This is a genomic window from Spirosoma arboris, assembly GCF_009754945.1.
GTDB classification, from domain to species: Bacteria; Bacteroidota; Bacteroidia; order Cytophagales; family Spirosomataceae; genus Spirosoma; species Spirosoma arboris.
Genome location: NZ_WPIN01000004.1, coordinates 450,922 through 466,463, shown reverse-complemented (window position 1 = coordinate 466,463; position 15,542 = coordinate 450,922). Strand labels below are relative to the sequence as shown.

Genomic DNA, 15,542 nt, shown 5'->3' with positions numbered 1-15,542 from the left:
ATTCTGAAAATGAGTGAATTTAAAAACAACGTAGCAAGAAGCTACGCCATTATCGGCTTCGGCAAGATCGGCCAGGCCCTGGCCAAGGCGTTTGCCCGCAAGGGCATCGACGTAGCCGTTGCCACTACGCGAGACCCGGAAAGCTTTGCATCTGCCGCGGCCGCGATCGGACCCGAGATCATTCCCACCACACTCACGGAAGCCGTTAAGGCAGACATCATCTTTTTGGCAGTGCGTTTTGAAGCGCACCCAGATGTCGCAAAGGCGCTGCTCACCTGGCAGGGGAAGACCATCGTCGATGTGACCAATGCCTACGGCGTGTCCCCTGAGCAGCTGGGAGGACAGCCTTCCGGCAGGGTCGTCGCGCAGGCCTTCACGGGTGGAAAACTGGTTAAGGGTTTCAACCATTTGGGCGCTGCCGTCCTTGAACAAGATCCGGCCGTACAGGGTGGCAGGAGAGTCGTGTTCCTGGCAAGCGACGATGACGACGCAGCAACGCAGATTAGTGCGCTGGCGGACAATCTGGGTTTCGCGGCAATCAAACTTGGCGGGCTATCGGAAGGTGGACTGCTTGTGCAGGCGCACGGAAATACCTGGGGTCAACTGATCTTTAAGGACTTAGTCAAATTCGACTAATGAATCATGATCGCCAATGTCAAGGCGATTCTGCCTCGTGGCCAAAGGAGCCACAGTATCAAATAATAATAAAGAAATGAGTAAATTAAACAACAAAGTAGCGATAGTGACAGGTGCATCAAAAGGAATTGGTGCAGGAATTGCAAAGGCATTTGCCAAAGAAGGGGCAAGAGTTATTGTCAATTATGCATCAAGTAAAGAAGCAGCGGATAACGTAGTGAAATCTATAACCGATGATGGAGGCACAGCCATTGCAATACAGGGCGATGTATCAAAAGAAGCCGATGTAATCAGGCTGTTTGACGAAACAAAGAAGGCGTTTGGCACGTTGGATATTTTGGTCAACAACGCAGTCTTTCAGCAATTTTTACCTGTTGAACAGGCATCAGCAGACGCTTTTCATCAGCATTTCAACGTCAATGTGTTGGGTCCTGTACTGACCATCCGGGCAGCTTTAAACCTGTTTGGCTCTACCGGCGGCAATATCATCAATATCAGTTCGGGTGCCAGCAAATCGCCGATGGCGGGGGTGTCGTTATATTCTGCTACGAAAGCGGCCTTAGATGCCCTAACGATTTCTTTATCGAAAGAACTGGGAGCAAAAAACGTTCGTATCAATTCTATTTTGCCGGGCGCCACGGAAACCGAAGGGGCCACTAGTGCGGGCGTCACTACGGGCAGTGAGTATGAGCAACTATTTATTGCCAATACCCCGCTTGGTCGTAGGGGTCAGCCTGAAGATATTGCGAAAGCTGCCGTATTTCTGGCTTCCGATGATGCAGCCTGGATTACGGGCGAGCAACTTTCGGTTTCGGGTGGTATGTACGGTTTTTAACTCCATCCACTCAAAAAAAAGAAAACCAATGAGTCGGCATTATTGGTTGACGGTGGTTCTACCGACTGCGCCCTAAACGAAGTCATCAATCCCATTCTTAGCCCAAAAAAGCCACAGATATACAAGATATCCGTGGCTTTTTTGCTTTTCGGCCCACACGTTTAACTGACAGACAAAACGGGCGACAAAAGCCCGTGTTGGTACCAGCGGTTTTGCGTTAGTGCGACTGAAGCGTAAACTAAAAACTGAACCGCGGTGGCGACGGTCAGCCGCTGCTGGCCATTCGACAAGTATTGAAAATAATCGTCTCTCAAAACCCTCCTCAGTCTGAGACAGGGGCCCCTGATTGAGTAGAAAGTAAGAAATATTTGCCTACTCACAATAGGGCATCCTACCCCTATTTAGGCGGATCAATGATTATAGACCCAGCAGTTGGGCACAAAGCCAAGGTAAGATTACCTCGACTTTCTAGTCGAACTGGGTAGGCGATATGAATAGAAAAAAGCTATATAATTGGATCTTCGCCCATGCCTAGGTTTAAGGGTCTTTGGGAATAAAGGTTACTGCCTCACCAACTCGCCGTTTTACCTCCCAACAGTTGAGATCCGATATGTGCAGTAGTATTTCATGCTAGTCTCCATAGTGATGTTCGAAAGCTTATTTTTGCTAGTCCCAATGATCAACCCCTCATGCGATACGTCTATCTTTTCCTGCTGGCTAGTCTCCTTTTTTGCGCCTGTAAAAAACAGCAGCCTCAAAGCCTAGTGTCTCAGATCAAAGACGTAGCGATCTATAAACCAAGCCCGGATTCACTTTCGATCTATCTGATGTTAGCCGATACAGCGAATAAACCTGTTGCGGTCACTGGATCGTATCTGTTCATGTTGGCCGACTCTACCCTTGTTCCAGCTCCCATTTATTCCGACAGGGGTACCGTTCAAAAGACTGATTTCGCCCCGTCGTACCCTGGAATGCCCAAAAACGCAGAAAAGACACTGGCGGCCCAAATTGGCCGTTTTTCGGGCCAGGATCTTCGGAACTGGGCGGCTGACCACGGTCTACAGGAACGATCGTTGACTGGAAAACTTGAAATCAGAGTCTCGTTTCTACCAGCGACGGGTAATCCCCAAATTGACACGGTGTTTCTGTTTAAGCGGGTAAAGGTTGATCTAAATTAAAGTCCGATTTTATACAACTCAGAAGCTTCATAAAATCGGACTTAATAAAGGGATACTGATTACGTTAACTCAGGCAATATGGATTTGCTACAGTTTATTGGACAAAAAGATAAGTAACATCTGTCTTGAAAGGTAACAAGCCTAATCTCAACAAAGGCTCCTACCTGAGACGAACGAGATTTCATCTTAGGTGGTCCGAATCAGGAAGGTGATCACAATGGCTCATAAGGGACTAAGCCCTTAAAACGTTCGCTGAAGACCTAGCCTAACGCTTTGATATAGCCCATTTACAGGTCGGGGCTTATCGTATTGGAAATAGGTCAGTTGGTAGCTACTGACTGCCGCTATTTTTTTACTAAGTTGATACTGATATGATACCTGAATACCCAATATCGGATTCTGACCAAACCAGCTTATGGCAAGTTGATCCCGGCCAAAATAAGCGTAATTTGGCCGATAAACACCGCTAAGGACCGATACAAAGCCCTGTCCTTGAATATGTTGTCTAGCGCTCAGTTGGTAGCTCGCTTTTGCCGATAAACCCAAAGCGGCAATGCCTGTCGTCACTATCGTCGAGACGTCAATATCAGGTGAATAATTTGTTGTCGTGCTAAACAGATGAACGCCAAGACCACCAAAATACTGAAGCCGATTGCCCGGACGGCTAATCGACGACAATCGCCATAGGTAATTGAACGTTAAATCCACAAGCTGAGTGGACGCTTTTCGGGAGACGATGGATTGTGGGGTTGCCCGACTATAAGCCGCTTCGAGTAGCCATTGCTTAGTTGATCGGTTCTGCCCATAATAAGCTTGCAGACCCAATCCCACTCCCCGATAGGTGTAATCTGAACGAAACTGATCCTTGATTTGCAAAGGAGAAAACCCAGCTGTCAGCCCCAAAATTTGCGTTCGTTGCTGACCTAGAACCGGCTTATCCAACACTAGTACTCCATAAACCACTAGTATGGTCACTATATACTTACTCATCATAAAGCGGGAAGAATACCAAATCGAATCATACCAAATAGCTGTGCCGCGTATGGGGAATTCAAATTTCCAGCCGTTGAAACAACTACGATATTCTCGCTCGGAATAACGACAATATAGTGGCCGCCGTTGCCCGACGCATAGTAAGCAGGATAGGTTTTTCCATCCATCAGGAATGGCCTGCGCCACCATAAATAACCGTACGCCTGATCGCGTAATACTACCTGTTGGCGAGTCAACTCGTTCACCCAGTCAGTGGAAACTACCTGCTGACTCTGCCATTTGCCTTGATCCAGAACTAATTGGCCTAGTTTGGCCATGTCGCGTGGTCGAATAAACAGCCGTCCACTAGTATTGACCTGACCGGTCGGCATGCGATCCCATCGAATGGGCTGAATACCCAGGGGATTCCACAAATAGGCTTGAGCAAACTCGTCGACGGTTTTACCCGTCGCCCGCTCAAGAATACCGCCCAACACCGCAACGCCCCCCGTGCAATAGGCTGTTATCGTGCCGGGATCAGCCTTCATGGGCAAACTAAGCGTATAGCGGACCCAATCCGTTGACTTATACATGGTTGCTTCATTGCCAGGTGACAGCGGCTGGTCATCATCACACTCCAGGCCTGAACTCATGGTTAGCAAATTCCGGATCGTTATTTGCTTTTTGGCGGGAGTTAGGTTCGGCAAATCGGCGTATTGGGGAAAGTAATCAATGACTTTATCCTCAACACTGCCAATCAGGTGTTTGTCGAGGGCAATCCCAACCAGCACAGAGGTGATGCTTTTGGTGGACGAGTAGATGTTTTCGGGAATGGATTGGTTATAGCCATTGAAGTAGTTTTCGTAGACCAGTTTTCCGTTCCTGACGATCAACAGACTGTGAATATTGTGATATTGCTCAGTCAGGATCTGATTGGTTAACTCCTCAATCGGCTTAGGATCGACTTGCTGGCTTTGGAGCGAAGCTACTGACCAACCATCTGCGATCTGCCGGGGAAGCTGATAGGCATAGGTTGGCGGAGGGTCCTTACTGACCTGATTGCAGGCTGTTAAACCAATGAATATAGCCGTACGAGCCAGTACACGAAAATACTTCATTCTTCTCTGTTAAGTTGCTCACAAAAGTGTGGCCTTCCAGAAATTAATAAAAGCCTGGCCGCTAACCTTAACTTAATTTAACAGGCTGTCGAAACCAAGCCACCAATCTGTTTTAATTGTCAGCCGCTTCCCATGTAGTGTACTGTTCGGCAATAGTAATCCTACTCTCATAAAAGGCTGATTTTACCATCTGTCCTGTAGTTCCGCACAGGCGGTGGTACGGCCGGCTACCGCAGCTCAATCTGTAGCATATTGGTAGATGGAAAAGCTGACGCAGATAACTTTAATTTAGACGGGTCAGGATGACTTTCTCTTGCATTTATATGTGAATTAAAGCGTAGACTTCGGTCTGCTGGTTGTATTTGGCCAATAGACAAATCCGCTTACAGCGCATTCAAGGTCGACACCAAACATATTCCCCAATCAGCCCTTAGCGATTTAAATATCGATCAATTAACGTTTGAACAGGTTCGGTTGGAAACAGTTCTTCGGCTCGTTTGTACTGAGCAATAATGACTCCTTTTGTTGTGACAATATGCTCCGTCAGGGTAAAAGCTGTAGGAATCGTACCATTGTCAAACAACTTTTTTCCTTTGCCAAGAAGTATGGGAAAAATTCTAAGATGAAGTTCGTCCACTAAGCCATTTTCAAGAAGAAGATGGATAAGCTCGCTACTACCCCAAACCTGAATATCAGCACCTTCTGAATGTTTGAGCTGTTGGATATCGTTTAAACTTTGGAGGAATACCGTGTTATTCCAATCTGAGGTTTTAATCGTTTTGGACAGGACGTATTTAGTACCGGTATTGATGCCAGGCCATATAGTGGCATGTTTAGGCCAGTAGGCGGCAAAAATCTCAAAGGTTTTTCTACCCAACAGGTAATCTACGGGTTTATTCATCTCTTTTTGTATAGCTCTACCACTCATTGCATCCGCACTAGGTGCAGCCCAACCTCCATAGTTAAACCCCTCTGATGGATCTTCTTCAGAGGAAAGGGCTGCCTGCATGACACCATCCAAAGTAACATGGGTTGTTACGATAATTTTTCTCATATTTTTATTTTTAGTAGACTTGATCTGGTTGGCAAACTAAGTGAAAAAGCCGTTCTTTAACTCTGATCGCTTCGGTTGGTCCGCCGTGATGCGACATTCCGAAGCGGTTCCGATTGGGTCACCTAGGAGAAACGAATTTCATACGTTTATTATCGCAACGATACCCTGTTTAGATCGCCTGCGGATATTAGTACTAGAAACAAACACGATCCCGGACAAACTACTAATTAGTATGCGAAAATTAAAATTGCAGATACAGCTCTCTCTTGATGGTTTTGCCGCTGGCCCCAACGGCGAGGGCGATTGGGTGCTTCTGGCCGGCAAACAGGATCCGGCCGCGCTACAGTTCACCATTGACCTGGCCGATAGCTGCGACACCATTCTGCTGGGCCGCAAAGGTGTTCCAGGATTCGTCCCATATTGGGAAAACATAGTCGATAACCAGCCCGATAGCCCCTGGTACCCGGTAGCGCAACGTATGGTTACCATGCGGAAGATCGCTTTCAGCCGCACCGAAACGGACATCCCCGGCCGCAACCTCGAAGTGGAAAACGGCGATTTAGCAACCGTCGTGCAGACGCTGAAAGTCCAACCCGGCAAGGACCTCCTCGTTTATGGTGGTGTCGATTTTGTTAGCTCGCTGATCGATCTCAATCTGATCGACGAATATTACCTCATCATCAATCCCGTCGCAATTGGGAGCGGGCTGTCAATCTTCAAGGAGCGAAAGGTGCTGGCATTACAAAGTATAACGTCCTACACAAATGGGAAAGTGCTGCATAAGTATGTACCAGTATAAGGGAGTGTTTGATTTGTTGATCGAGTTAATCATTTCTGATCTACGACTTCACCTGGAAACAACTCATCCTTCATTAGTTCGCCCATGAACAAGTGGTTACTCATCAATCTGCTAGGACTAGCATCACTGACGGCCCAAGCCCAAGTGTCTTCTTACCGATCCTATTCAAAACTTAAGGAATTTCAGGGGCTCTATCAATATCAGAACCATACTACCCTCAAACTGGCAGCTTCGCCCCGAGATTCGCTCTTATACGCTATTATCGCCGAAAGCCGCTATCCACTCTATCCCATTGGCCCTGACCTGTTTCGCAACCAAAGTAAGGATACCATTGCGTTTCAGCGAAATCCACAAGGCAAAGTCATTGCCTATTCGGTTAAGCATCAACAATTTCTCCAACTCAGTGATACGCTGAGTTTCCCCATTCAAATGTGGTATCCCCGCTTAGGGCCACCCGGACAGTCACTGGTTTACACCTATCACCCCCCTTCACCTAACGAAGATGGCCTAATGGTTGGCAATCTCCGGCAATCGGGTTTAGATGCAGCACTACTTACAACGATGGTGGACAAAATTATTAAGGGCATTTATCCTAATATTCACTCGGTGTTGATCATTAAAGACGGTCGGCTGGTGTTCGAAGAATATTTTTATGAATACAATCAACAACGGCTTCATCAGCTCCGCTCAGCCACCAAAAGTTTTATTTCCGCTTTAACTGGCATCGCCATCGATCAGGGATACATTACCAGTGTGAACGCGCCTGTCTTACCGTTTTTTCCCGAGTATCAAGTTGCTAACAACTCGCCGGCCAAGCAAGCCATCACCATCGCCCACTTATTAGCTAATCAAAGTGGTTTGGATTGTGACGTTGCTAATGAGCACTCAATCGGTAATGAAACCCAAATGGATTATTCGGCGGACTGGGTAAAATATACCCTGGATTTACCTATGAGTGATGTGCCTGGGGGCAAAGGGATGTATTGTTCCGGTAACCCCATTACAGTAGGCCGCATCATAGAAAAGCAAACTCATCAATCGTTACCTAAGTTTGCCACCCAGCGCTTATTTACTCCCTTAGGTATCACCCAGTTTGATTGGCACTTTCAGCCCGACTCATCGAGTGCTGAGACCTATTGTCAGCTTTCATTGCGCCCAAGGGATATGGCTAAGTTTGGCCTGTTGTATTTAAATAAGGGGGTGTGGCAAGGCAAACAACTCCTCTCCCAAGATTGGGTCACCGCTTCGTTCACCAAACATTCGGTGGTCCAGAACGTAAACTATGGCTACCTGTGGTGGCTGAAGTACCTCAATGCGAATGGAACACGTTTCGAGGGCATGGCGGCCCAGGGAAATGGCGGCCAGCGGATCTACATCTGGCCAACCCTACATATGGTGACGGTGATTACCGGCGGCAATTTTAATCAACAGTCGCCGGCTGACGAACTCTTAGCAAATTACATCTTGAAGGCCTTTACCAACCAACGGTAATGGCTTATAGGAGGGCCCTAAGTCGGTCTGAATTAAAAATAGTATTTATTGAGGAGATTGATTGTCCGCTTCAATAAAGAAAATCTTCATCTCACAAAAAAGCTCCTCATTTTTCGGCCATTACAGGTACAATTACCTCTTTCTCTTTTACGCTAAAAGTAAAAACACCGGCTTTTTCATCCCATTGTTTTACTACTGGCACTATACGTGTCCTGCGTGGGCTTACTTTATCTGATGAGTTGTGAATATGGTATACATAATACAATTGCTTGTCTATTCCTTCAAACAAGTCACCATGTCCTGATCCGTTCTCACCAACTATAGTACGATGGATAATAGGGTTATTTTTATATTTTACCCAAGGCCCGTATGGCGAATCGGCCACGGCATAGCCAACAGCATAATCGATATTCTGGAAATGGTTGGCTGAATAAAACAGGTAATATTTATTTTTCAATTTTATAACGGTAGGACCCTCCATAATGGGGGCTGATTTATAATTAGGTGTTGCCTCCCAAGGTTCTGTTTGGTCAAAACATCTTTTCAGGGTTTCGGGGTTTATCTTACCGGTTTTCATGTCAAACTCGGCTACATACAGGTAATTACCTTTATTAAAACGTACACAGTAGAGGTAATATGTGCCATCGGTATCCTTGAAAATATAGGAATCGATATTTTTCTCAGAACCATCAATAGGTCCAACTTCTTTTTGCCTGTATGGGCCCAATAACGATTTTGACTCAGCCAATACGGTTTGTTCATCGGCCGTATAGGTAATATAATAAGTGCCCTTATCTTTGATTATTTGTGGTGCCCAGAAGCCCTTGGTGCCGAAGGTGTGGTCGCCTTTGGTAAGGATCATACCTAGCGAATCTGTTGACTTAGCAGGCACTGCCCATGTTTTCAGGTCCTTTGATTCTAAAAAGGCAAATCCCTGCGGCCCGACGCTCCCACCTTTTGACCCGGTAAGGTAATACATGCCTCCTTCAATATATATGGTTACATCTGCAAAAAAAATCTCTCGCTTTGCCTGTGCTGATGCTTGTAGTACAGCGAATAAAAGAAAAGGATAAATAAGAATTGATTTCATTTTTTCGGGATATAACTAATTAGTTGAGGGGTGGGCATTATTGACTAACCAGGATTATATACTGACTTAATACAGATAGAAGTAGTCTTGAAATCAAGACCAAAAACAGGGAAAAATAGGCCCCTAAAATAGATAAATTTGCCAGAAAGCGGGTCAGCTATAAAGTTTTATTTCACTTATTGAATTCAAGAAACACAATGCCATGAGCTGGCAAGATCACTTGCCCCTTTTTTACTGGCTTACCCTTAATAGGTGGTACGTTGCCATCCGTAGTTAGTTTTAATTCTGAGCCATTAAGCTTTACTTTTTTGGTAAGTAATTCATCCGCAGTAAGTAAATATTGCGTTGCTCCGACAGGTATAGTAACGGCAGTGGCTTTTTCAGTTGTATTTAAAATCAAAACACTTCTTCCGGTAGAATGTATTTTAGAGTTGTGGACAAACATATCAATACCAGGCTCTAACTGCCCCCCATCAAATACCTGATTTCCCATGAGCTTATTCCAGAGTAATGCCGCCCAATAATTCGGACGGGGGTTATGGGTATCCTGATCTAACAGGGCATATTCGCTTCGTGTCAATGTATTGTGCATCACGACCTGCACGCCTTTTTTAGCTAAGCGACCTAATTGCTCCAAATATCGGAAACTGTCAATATAAGTAACAGCCCAGGGGTTGCCTCCGCAGGCGGTTTCAGCCGTTTCGGTGAGCCAGATGGGTGCCCCAGGATCATATTTGTCTCTGGCACGCTGATAAAATTCGAGTCCTTTTTCCGTTTTACTTAGCCAGTCGGCGGTCAACGCGAGTTCCGGTTTCTGAGCGCCAAGACACCGTTTAGACACCGTGCCATAATAGTGATAGGTAAACACATCAAAGGTGGGTTTCGGTGAAGGCGACAACAATTGATCGACCGACAGATCCAGTCCGGAGGGAAGTATGCCCCCTTCGCCGGTAGAACCTGGGCCAAGGATCGTCATGTTAGGAGCCGCTTTCGCAACAAACGATTTAAAGAGGGAAAACTCCTGGGCGAACTGATCCCCATTATAGCCCCTGGGAGCGTCTCCATGAGAAGCATGGGAAGGTTCATTGAAAAATTCAGCCGCACTAATTTCTCCCCCTGCTGCTTTGGTGTACTCTAAAATGGCTTTTACCTGCTGGGGCTGCCATTTGCCATTTTCGTCTCGCATGCCATCGCTAATGGGAAACGAACTCACTAGTTTCCCATTGACAGCCTTGCAAAAATCAATTACCCCTTTCCATTGCTGCCGGGTGAGAATGTTTTTGAAACCATTCGGCGGGCTGGTCAATTTAGGTTCATCGTTGTTTTGAAAATAGACGCCATTGGCCCAGGTGCCACTTACGCGTACGTAGGTAGGGCCCAGGGCAGATGCCAGGTTACGTAATTTTTTATCGTACAAATTAATCGGTTCGATTTTCCACTTTAAGGCCGCAAATCCGGTTTTATTGGAATGCTTTTTTACTGAATCGACCAACTCATAAGGTATCCAGAAATCACCACCGATTACTTCACACATTTCGATATTGAAAGATTGGTATCGCTCATCAACTTTACCGATGAGCGGCATCGCCTTCAAATCGATAGCGTTTTGTTTTGTTTGCTCAAGGGTATTCTTATTCTGCGCATAACTGACAAGACTGACCAATGGCAATAAATAAATTAGCAATAATTTTTTCATAAGGAATAGATCGTTTTGGGGAGGTAAATACTGATGGGTGCTCTTGTCAACGTTCGAACCTACCGAAGCACACCGGGTACACCGGTCGGAATGCCATGAGAAAGGTCAACCTCGACTTTGTGTTTACCAAGTTCAGCCTGAATGGTCCCGGATGACATGCTGGTCGTTCTGAACTTTACGTCTTTGGCTTTTAAGAACCCTGTCTGTTTGCCGCTGACTTTAATATCAGCCTCCCAGGATACGGGCTTAGTATAGTCGGCTGTACCTATCGTAGATGACTCAACACCATTTAAAATGTATACGCCATCATCCGAAAAGTCAACGTATTTTATGACTCGTCGGACTTCATCGGTAGACCCTTGGGCCGGTTTCACCGTGCTAATTTCAGCATACCCAGAAACGTATCCTTTTAGAGTTCCCTTCTCCGGATAGGTTGGGGTGATCCATTTATAGTCCTTCAGATCAGGTGCCCAGTTTATTTCAGGTCGAACGGGCGTTAACGGTTTTGTGGGCTTTCTGGATGTAAACCGAATCATACGTAGCCGCCCGGTTGATTCACCCTCTTTTACGGTTTTGGGGTCTTTTTGTTCCCAAAAAATGCCATGAGTACTGGTGGGGTGCCACGCGAAATTTCCCAGATGATGATAAAGTGTAACATCGTCTTTATCCGTCATCAGATTTATTCCTGTATAGCCTTCTTCGGGCAACCGGGCCCGGTCGCCGTATTTGTCCACCATGGTAAGCCCATAAAAGCGTGTTGCTTTGGGATAGCCTTCATACTCTGCATTTCGCTGCATGGAAACACCGGCTGCCTGCGGCAATCCGGCAATAAGGGGTCGAGGAATCAGACCAAACGCATCCATGCGTGTGGTGTGCCTGTGGGTTTGAAAAATGACCCAGTTTCCATCGGGTGAGGGATAGGTGCCTTCGTCATAACTGAAATGTTTCGTTAGACGAGTTACGCTGCCATTAGTCAGGTCAATCTTGGCCAGGTCGAAATTGTCACCTTCAAAGAAACCAAGATTGATAAGCGACTTTCCGCCATCGGCAAAACTTTTCACTTCGCCGGCCCCGTCTATTTTAGGTCTGAATCCCGTCAAATCAGATCCACTCGAGCTACCGGCAACCACCTTTCCCTTTTGCAGTTCATAGTGATCGCCTTTACTATCTGATACTCTTGTTAGTTCACTGACTAGTACAATATACCCTTTGGTCGTTACCAATCCTGATGCCACATGGATGCCATCAGGCGACATATTGGTAGCTATATGCATAAGATACTTCGCCTGCGGAATATCTGGATAGACCAATGGAAGAATACGAGCCACTTTACAATCAACGATAGAGGGACTGCATTCCAGAATACCATTGGGTGTATACACGCGTTTCCCGTCTGGTAGTGGCACGGGCATTTCGCCACCAATTTCTTCTTTCAACTCACAGGTCAGACACTTGAAATCGCTACCGTCTTCGTTCATAACGGCGATGTCCCCCTTTTTTTTACCCGCATAATGCACCTCTGCGATGATATGCTTCCCGTCCGGGAGATAGTTGACCACGTCACTTTCGACTACATTCGCCGGTAAGGGTATTGTTGAAACGGTGAACGGCTCCGGCTTGGGAGGAAGAGGAAGTTTGGGAATAATCGCATAATTGGGTGCCTGGTTAGTAACTGTCTGGCTAAAACCAACGGTGTTAACCAAAAGAAGCGTTGTGGCAAGATATATGCCTTTCAAACAACTGGGCATTTTCATAATTTTATTTCAATTAATTGATTAACAGATCTTTAAAAACAGAAAACAAACAATTTCCCCAATTATCAATACGTCAGAATCTGGTTATTCTACGTTAACGACGCCCCCAAATCCGGCTTGCTTAGCCTTCTCTGCTTCGATTAGCACAACTAGTTTATAGGTCTTATTCATACCCTTGAACGGAATTCTCACCGCTTCACTCCCCTCACTAGCCTTGGTAAAAATCAATTGGTTATTCAGCCATACCTCCGCTTTTCCAGTCAGGCTCTTTAACGATAGTGTACGGTCGGTTTCGCCGGGAGAATCGGTCAGGGTGAAGCTGGTTCTAAACAGAGCAAATCGCCCTTCGGCAAAGGTTTGTAGCTGAGCAGCTTTGGTCGGTAGCCACGAATTCATGTCATTCTCGGCTATTTCTATTACTGGATTTGGTTTCGAATCCGTGAAGGGACTCATTCGCCATTCCGTTAGTTGAAGCGTTGGACGTACCATCGGCACAGCCGCTACTAACGGGGCTTTCCTGACCGGAATTCGTAAGGTAAATGGCTGCAAGCCCTCAGCACTGGCCATCAATTCGACGGGAATTATACCTTCATCGGCTTGCACAATGACCTGGGCTAACCCATTGAACAGGCTACGTTGATCGCCTTTTTCCAACTCGTGCGAATTGGGGTCGCCGTTTCCCACACCGATGATTCGGCCGCTTCCCTTGATGCTAAGTTTTACCACGTTGCTAGCCGTGGGAACCTCGCGGCCTTTCTTATCGACAACGCGCACCGTAATGGGCATTGCATCCTGTCCATCACCGTCGAGTGCTAAGCGGTCGGGCACAAGTTGTACGGCTACTGGAGGATCGGTGGTTTCCTGCTTCGTTCGGGCGATTTCTTTCCCTCCTTTATAGGCTATTGCTTCTAACTTCCCCGGACTGTAGGGCACCTGAAATGTATTCATTTCGTATGTATCCACCCGCTGCCCGGCGACCGGTTTTCCATTTAGCACCAGTCGTACACTGTCGGCATTGCTCATCACCATAACCTTAATGGATTTGCCCACACTATCGGCAGACCAATTCCAGTGGGGTACCATATTGAGGATGGGTTTGTCGGCCACCCACTGCGCCTGGTGAATGTAAAAGGCGGTCTTGGGAAAGCCACAGAGATCCATCGCCCCGAAGAAGGAACTGGCGGAGGGCCAGCTAAACGGCGAGGGTTCGCCCCGATAATCAAACCCTGTCCAAACGAAGGCTCCGGCTAAGTACGGTCGCTCAACAATGGCCTTCCAGGCTCCCCGGTGCGTAGCGCCCCAAAGGGCTCGTTCGCTATCGTAGGCATCAATTATATTTTTCCCCTTATCGGTTTTGTATTCGCCCCGCACCTGAAAGGCCGACGCATCTTCCGAACTAGTCAGCTTCATGGTCGGATTTTCTTTATGAAAGCGGTCGTAAATGTGCATCTGGTAGTTAAATCCCACAACATCAACCGCTTTCGATACATTATGGGGAGCAAATAAGCCCCCGTTCATGGCGGCTGTGACTGGCCTTGTCGTGTCCAGCGCCTTCACTTCGGCACTCATCCGACGCACCATTTCGTAGCCCTGCTCTGACCCCTGCATGGGCTCTTCGTTGAACACTGACCACAAAATAATGCTGGGATGATTGCGATCCCGACGAACCATCCACTGCAATTGGCCCATGTATTCCGGCGACGTGTTGAAGTTGCGATTCTCATCCATCACCAGCATCCCCATTCGGTCACAGGCATCAAGAAATTCGACCGAGGGCGGGTTATGAGCGCAACGGTAAGCATTCACACCCATTTCTTTTAGCTTCCTCAGGCGAAACTCCCAGAGCGCATCGGGCACGGCCATGCCCACCCCGGCATGATCCTGGTGATTGCAAACGCCCTGAAGTTTCAGGTGTTTTTCGTTCAGATAAAAGCCGGAATCAGCATCGAAGCGAATGGTTCTAAAGCCGCAGGTTGTTGTCAGCGAATCGACAAAGGTAGTCCCCTGTTTGACTATTGTTTTTACCCAGTAACGGTATGGATTATCGACCGACCACAGCGTAGGGTTATCGACCTTGATAGTTAACCGGGCAATGTTCTGTCCCAGGTTCGTTACGCTGGTCTGCGTCTGCCCGGTGGCGACTGTTTTGCCAGTTGCATCCAGTAGACTAACCTGAACATCGGCCTTCGTTGGTTGAGTACCCGAATTGGCCAGCGTTATCTCCGCCGGTATAGTCCAACCGCTTTCGTTTTTGATTGGATTGGCAAATATGCCGTCTGTAATGACATGTAAAGGGGAACGTTTGACCAGCCAGCTATGACGGTAAATACCGGCTCCTTCATACCACCAGCCTTCTTGATCATCGGCATCGACCCGCACGGCAATGGAGTTCATCTCATCGCCGTACTTTGCTAAGGCTGTTATGTCTACATACATCGACGTGTACCCCGACCAGTTGCGATGAACGACCATCCCGTTGAACCAGATGGTAGCATGCGTCGCAATGCCATCGAATTGAATTTCAAGATGTCTGCCCCGGTCGGATGGGTCCAGCTTAAATTGACGACGGTACCAGCCAATGCCCCTCTTCCGGTACGATTGGGAAATATTTTCGGCTTTATCGAAAGCGCCCTCTACGGCCCAATCGTGGGGCAGGTTTACAATAGGCCATGCCATATCGCCGAAGTTCGGAGCGGCTGCCCCCAGCGCATTTCCGGCTTTGGCATTGTTGTAGCTCTCCCGGTGCCCTTTCACGACCGGAAACGGAATATCCCCCTTGAAAAACTTCCACCCTTTATCTAAAGTTAGCTTTTCGCGAACTGGCGTGTTACGGCCTGGATCTTGCGCCGATATAAGGCTGCTGATACAGCACAAAAACAACAGGGCCCAAATTCTTGCTTGCATACCGATTGTGCGTTG

Annotated in this window: 12 protein-coding genes; 5 read left to right on the top strand and 7 right to left on the bottom strand. The window is 47.1% G+C overall.

Annotated features, from left to right (window positions below):
* Positions 1–9: 9 nt before the first annotated feature.
* The 3 genes from GO755_RS13025 (at position 10) to GO755_RS13015 (ending at position 2,649) form a co-directional block, all read left to right on the top strand.
* Positions 10–636, top strand: coding sequence for an NADPH-dependent F420 reductase (locus tag GO755_RS13025; protein WP_157585377.1), 627 nt, complete (start codon positions 10–12; stop codon positions 634–636).
* Positions 637–712: 76 nt separating this feature from the next.
* Positions 713–1,471: an SDR family NAD(P)-dependent oxidoreductase gene (locus GO755_RS13020; RefSeq protein ID WP_157585375.1), complete on the top strand. Its 759-nt coding sequence runs from the start codon at positions 713–715 to the stop codon at positions 1,469–1,471.
* A gap of 689 nt (positions 1,472–2,160) precedes the next feature.
* Complete coding sequence (locus tag GO755_RS13015) at positions 2,161–2,649, top strand: hypothetical protein (RefSeq protein WP_157585373.1); 489 nt, start codon at positions 2,161–2,163, stop codon at positions 2,647–2,649.
* A gap of 240 nt (positions 2,650–2,889) precedes the next feature.
* On the opposite strand, the gene GO755_RS13010 is transcribed toward GO755_RS13015, so the two are convergent.
* The 3 genes from GO755_RS13010 to GO755_RS13000 all read right to left on the bottom strand — a co-directional run bounded on the left by GO755_RS13010 (position 2,890) and on the right by GO755_RS13000 (position 5,793).
* Positions 2,890–3,639 (bottom strand): hypothetical protein, encoded by a 750-nt coding sequence (locus GO755_RS13010; protein WP_157585371.1) that lies wholly within the window; start codon positions 3,637–3,639, stop codon positions 2,890–2,892.
* Positions 3,639–4,739, bottom strand: coding sequence for a serine hydrolase domain-containing protein (locus tag GO755_RS13005; protein ID WP_157585369.1), 1,101 nt, complete (start codon positions 4,737–4,739; stop codon positions 3,639–3,641). The genes GO755_RS13010 and GO755_RS13005 overlap by 1 nt, the downstream gene beginning before the upstream one ends.
* A gap of 430 nt (positions 4,740–5,169) precedes the next feature.
* Complete coding sequence (locus GO755_RS13000; protein ID WP_157585367.1) at positions 5,170–5,793, bottom strand: dihydrofolate reductase family protein; 624 nt, start codon at positions 5,791–5,793, stop codon at positions 5,170–5,172.
* A gap of 88 nt (positions 5,794–5,881) precedes the next feature.
* On the opposite strand from GO755_RS13000, the gene GO755_RS12995 reads away from it, so the two are divergent.
* Both GO755_RS12995 and GO755_RS12990 read left to right on the top strand, forming a co-directional pair.
* Positions 5,882–6,592 carry a dihydrofolate reductase family protein gene (locus tag GO755_RS12995; protein ID WP_227686955.1) on the top strand — a complete coding sequence of 237 codons (711 nt, stop codon included), beginning with the start codon at positions 5,882–5,884 and terminating at the stop codon, positions 6,590–6,592.
* 84 nt (positions 6,593–6,676) lie between these two features.
* Positions 6,677–8,083 carry a serine hydrolase domain-containing protein gene (locus GO755_RS12990; RefSeq protein ID WP_157585365.1) on the top strand — a complete coding sequence of 469 codons (1,407 nt, stop codon included), beginning with the start codon at positions 6,677–6,679 and terminating at the stop codon, positions 8,081–8,083.
* Between the two features lie 106 nt (positions 8,084–8,189).
* Here the strand turns inward: GO755_RS12990 and GO755_RS12985 are convergent, their stop codons facing one another.
* The 4 genes from GO755_RS12985 to galA form a co-directional block, all read right to left on the bottom strand.
* On the bottom strand, positions 8,190–9,173 hold the full coding sequence (locus tag GO755_RS12985; RefSeq protein ID WP_157585363.1) for a glycoside hydrolase family 43 protein: 984 nt from the start codon (positions 9,171–9,173) through the stop codon (positions 8,190–8,192).
* A 172-nt stretch (positions 9,174–9,345) separates the two neighbouring features.
* On the bottom strand, positions 9,346–10,869 hold the full coding sequence (locus GO755_RS12980) for a hypothetical protein (protein ID WP_157585361.1): 1,524 nt from the start codon (positions 10,867–10,869) through the stop codon (positions 9,346–9,348).
* A gap of 59 nt (positions 10,870–10,928) precedes the next feature.
* Positions 10,929–12,623: a TolB family protein gene (locus GO755_RS12975; protein WP_157585359.1), complete on the bottom strand. Its 1,695-nt coding sequence runs from the start codon at positions 12,621–12,623 to the stop codon at positions 10,929–10,931.
* An 84-nt stretch (positions 12,624–12,707) separates the two neighbouring features.
* Positions 12,708–15,527 carry a beta-galactosidase GalA gene (gene galA, locus GO755_RS12970; RefSeq protein ID WP_157585357.1) on the bottom strand — a complete coding sequence of 940 codons (2,820 nt, stop codon included), beginning with the start codon at positions 15,525–15,527 and terminating at the stop codon, positions 12,708–12,710.
* Positions 15,528–15,542: the final 15 nt, after the last annotated feature.

Bases quoted from the DNA above. Each gene is read 5' to 3' on its own strand.
- GO755_RS13000 (WP_157585367.1), bottom strand. From the start codon at position 5,793: ATGAGAAAAATTATCGTAACAACCCATGTTACTTTGGATGGTGTCATG.
- galA (WP_157585357.1), bottom strand. From the start codon at position 15,527: ATGCAAGCAAGAATTTGGGCCCTGTTGTTTTTGTGCTGTATCAGCAGC.
- GO755_RS13015 (WP_157585373.1), top strand. From the start codon at position 2,161: ATGCGATACGTCTATCTTTTCCTGCTGGCTAGTCTCCTTTTTTGCGCC.
- GO755_RS12975 (WP_157585359.1), bottom strand. From the start codon at position 12,623: ATGAAAATGCCCAGTTGTTTGAAAGGCATATATCTTGCCACAACGCTT.
- GO755_RS12980 (WP_157585361.1), bottom strand. From the start codon at position 10,869: ATGAAAAAATTATTGCTAATTTATTTATTGCCATTGGTCAGTCTTGTC.
- GO755_RS12990 (WP_157585365.1), top strand. From the start codon at position 6,677: ATGAACAAGTGGTTACTCATCAATCTGCTAGGACTAGCATCACTGACG.
- GO755_RS13010 (WP_157585371.1), bottom strand. From the start codon at position 3,639: ATGAGTAAGTATATAGTGACCATACTAGTGGTTTATGGAGTACTAGTG.
- GO755_RS13025 (WP_157585377.1), top strand. From the start codon at position 10: ATGAGTGAATTTAAAAACAACGTAGCAAGAAGCTACGCCATTATCGGC.
- GO755_RS12985 (WP_157585363.1), bottom strand. From the start codon at position 9,173: ATGAAATCAATTCTTATTTATCCTTTTCTTTTATTCGCTGTACTACAA.
- GO755_RS13005 (WP_157585369.1), bottom strand. From the start codon at position 4,739: ATGAAGTATTTTCGTGTACTGGCTCGTACGGCTATATTCATTGGTTTA.
- GO755_RS13020 (WP_157585375.1), top strand. From the start codon at position 713: ATGAGTAAATTAAACAACAAAGTAGCGATAGTGACAGGTGCATCAAAA.
- GO755_RS12995 (WP_227686955.1), top strand. From the start codon at position 5,882: ATGCGACATTCCGAAGCGGTTCCGATTGGGTCACCTAGGAGAAACGAA.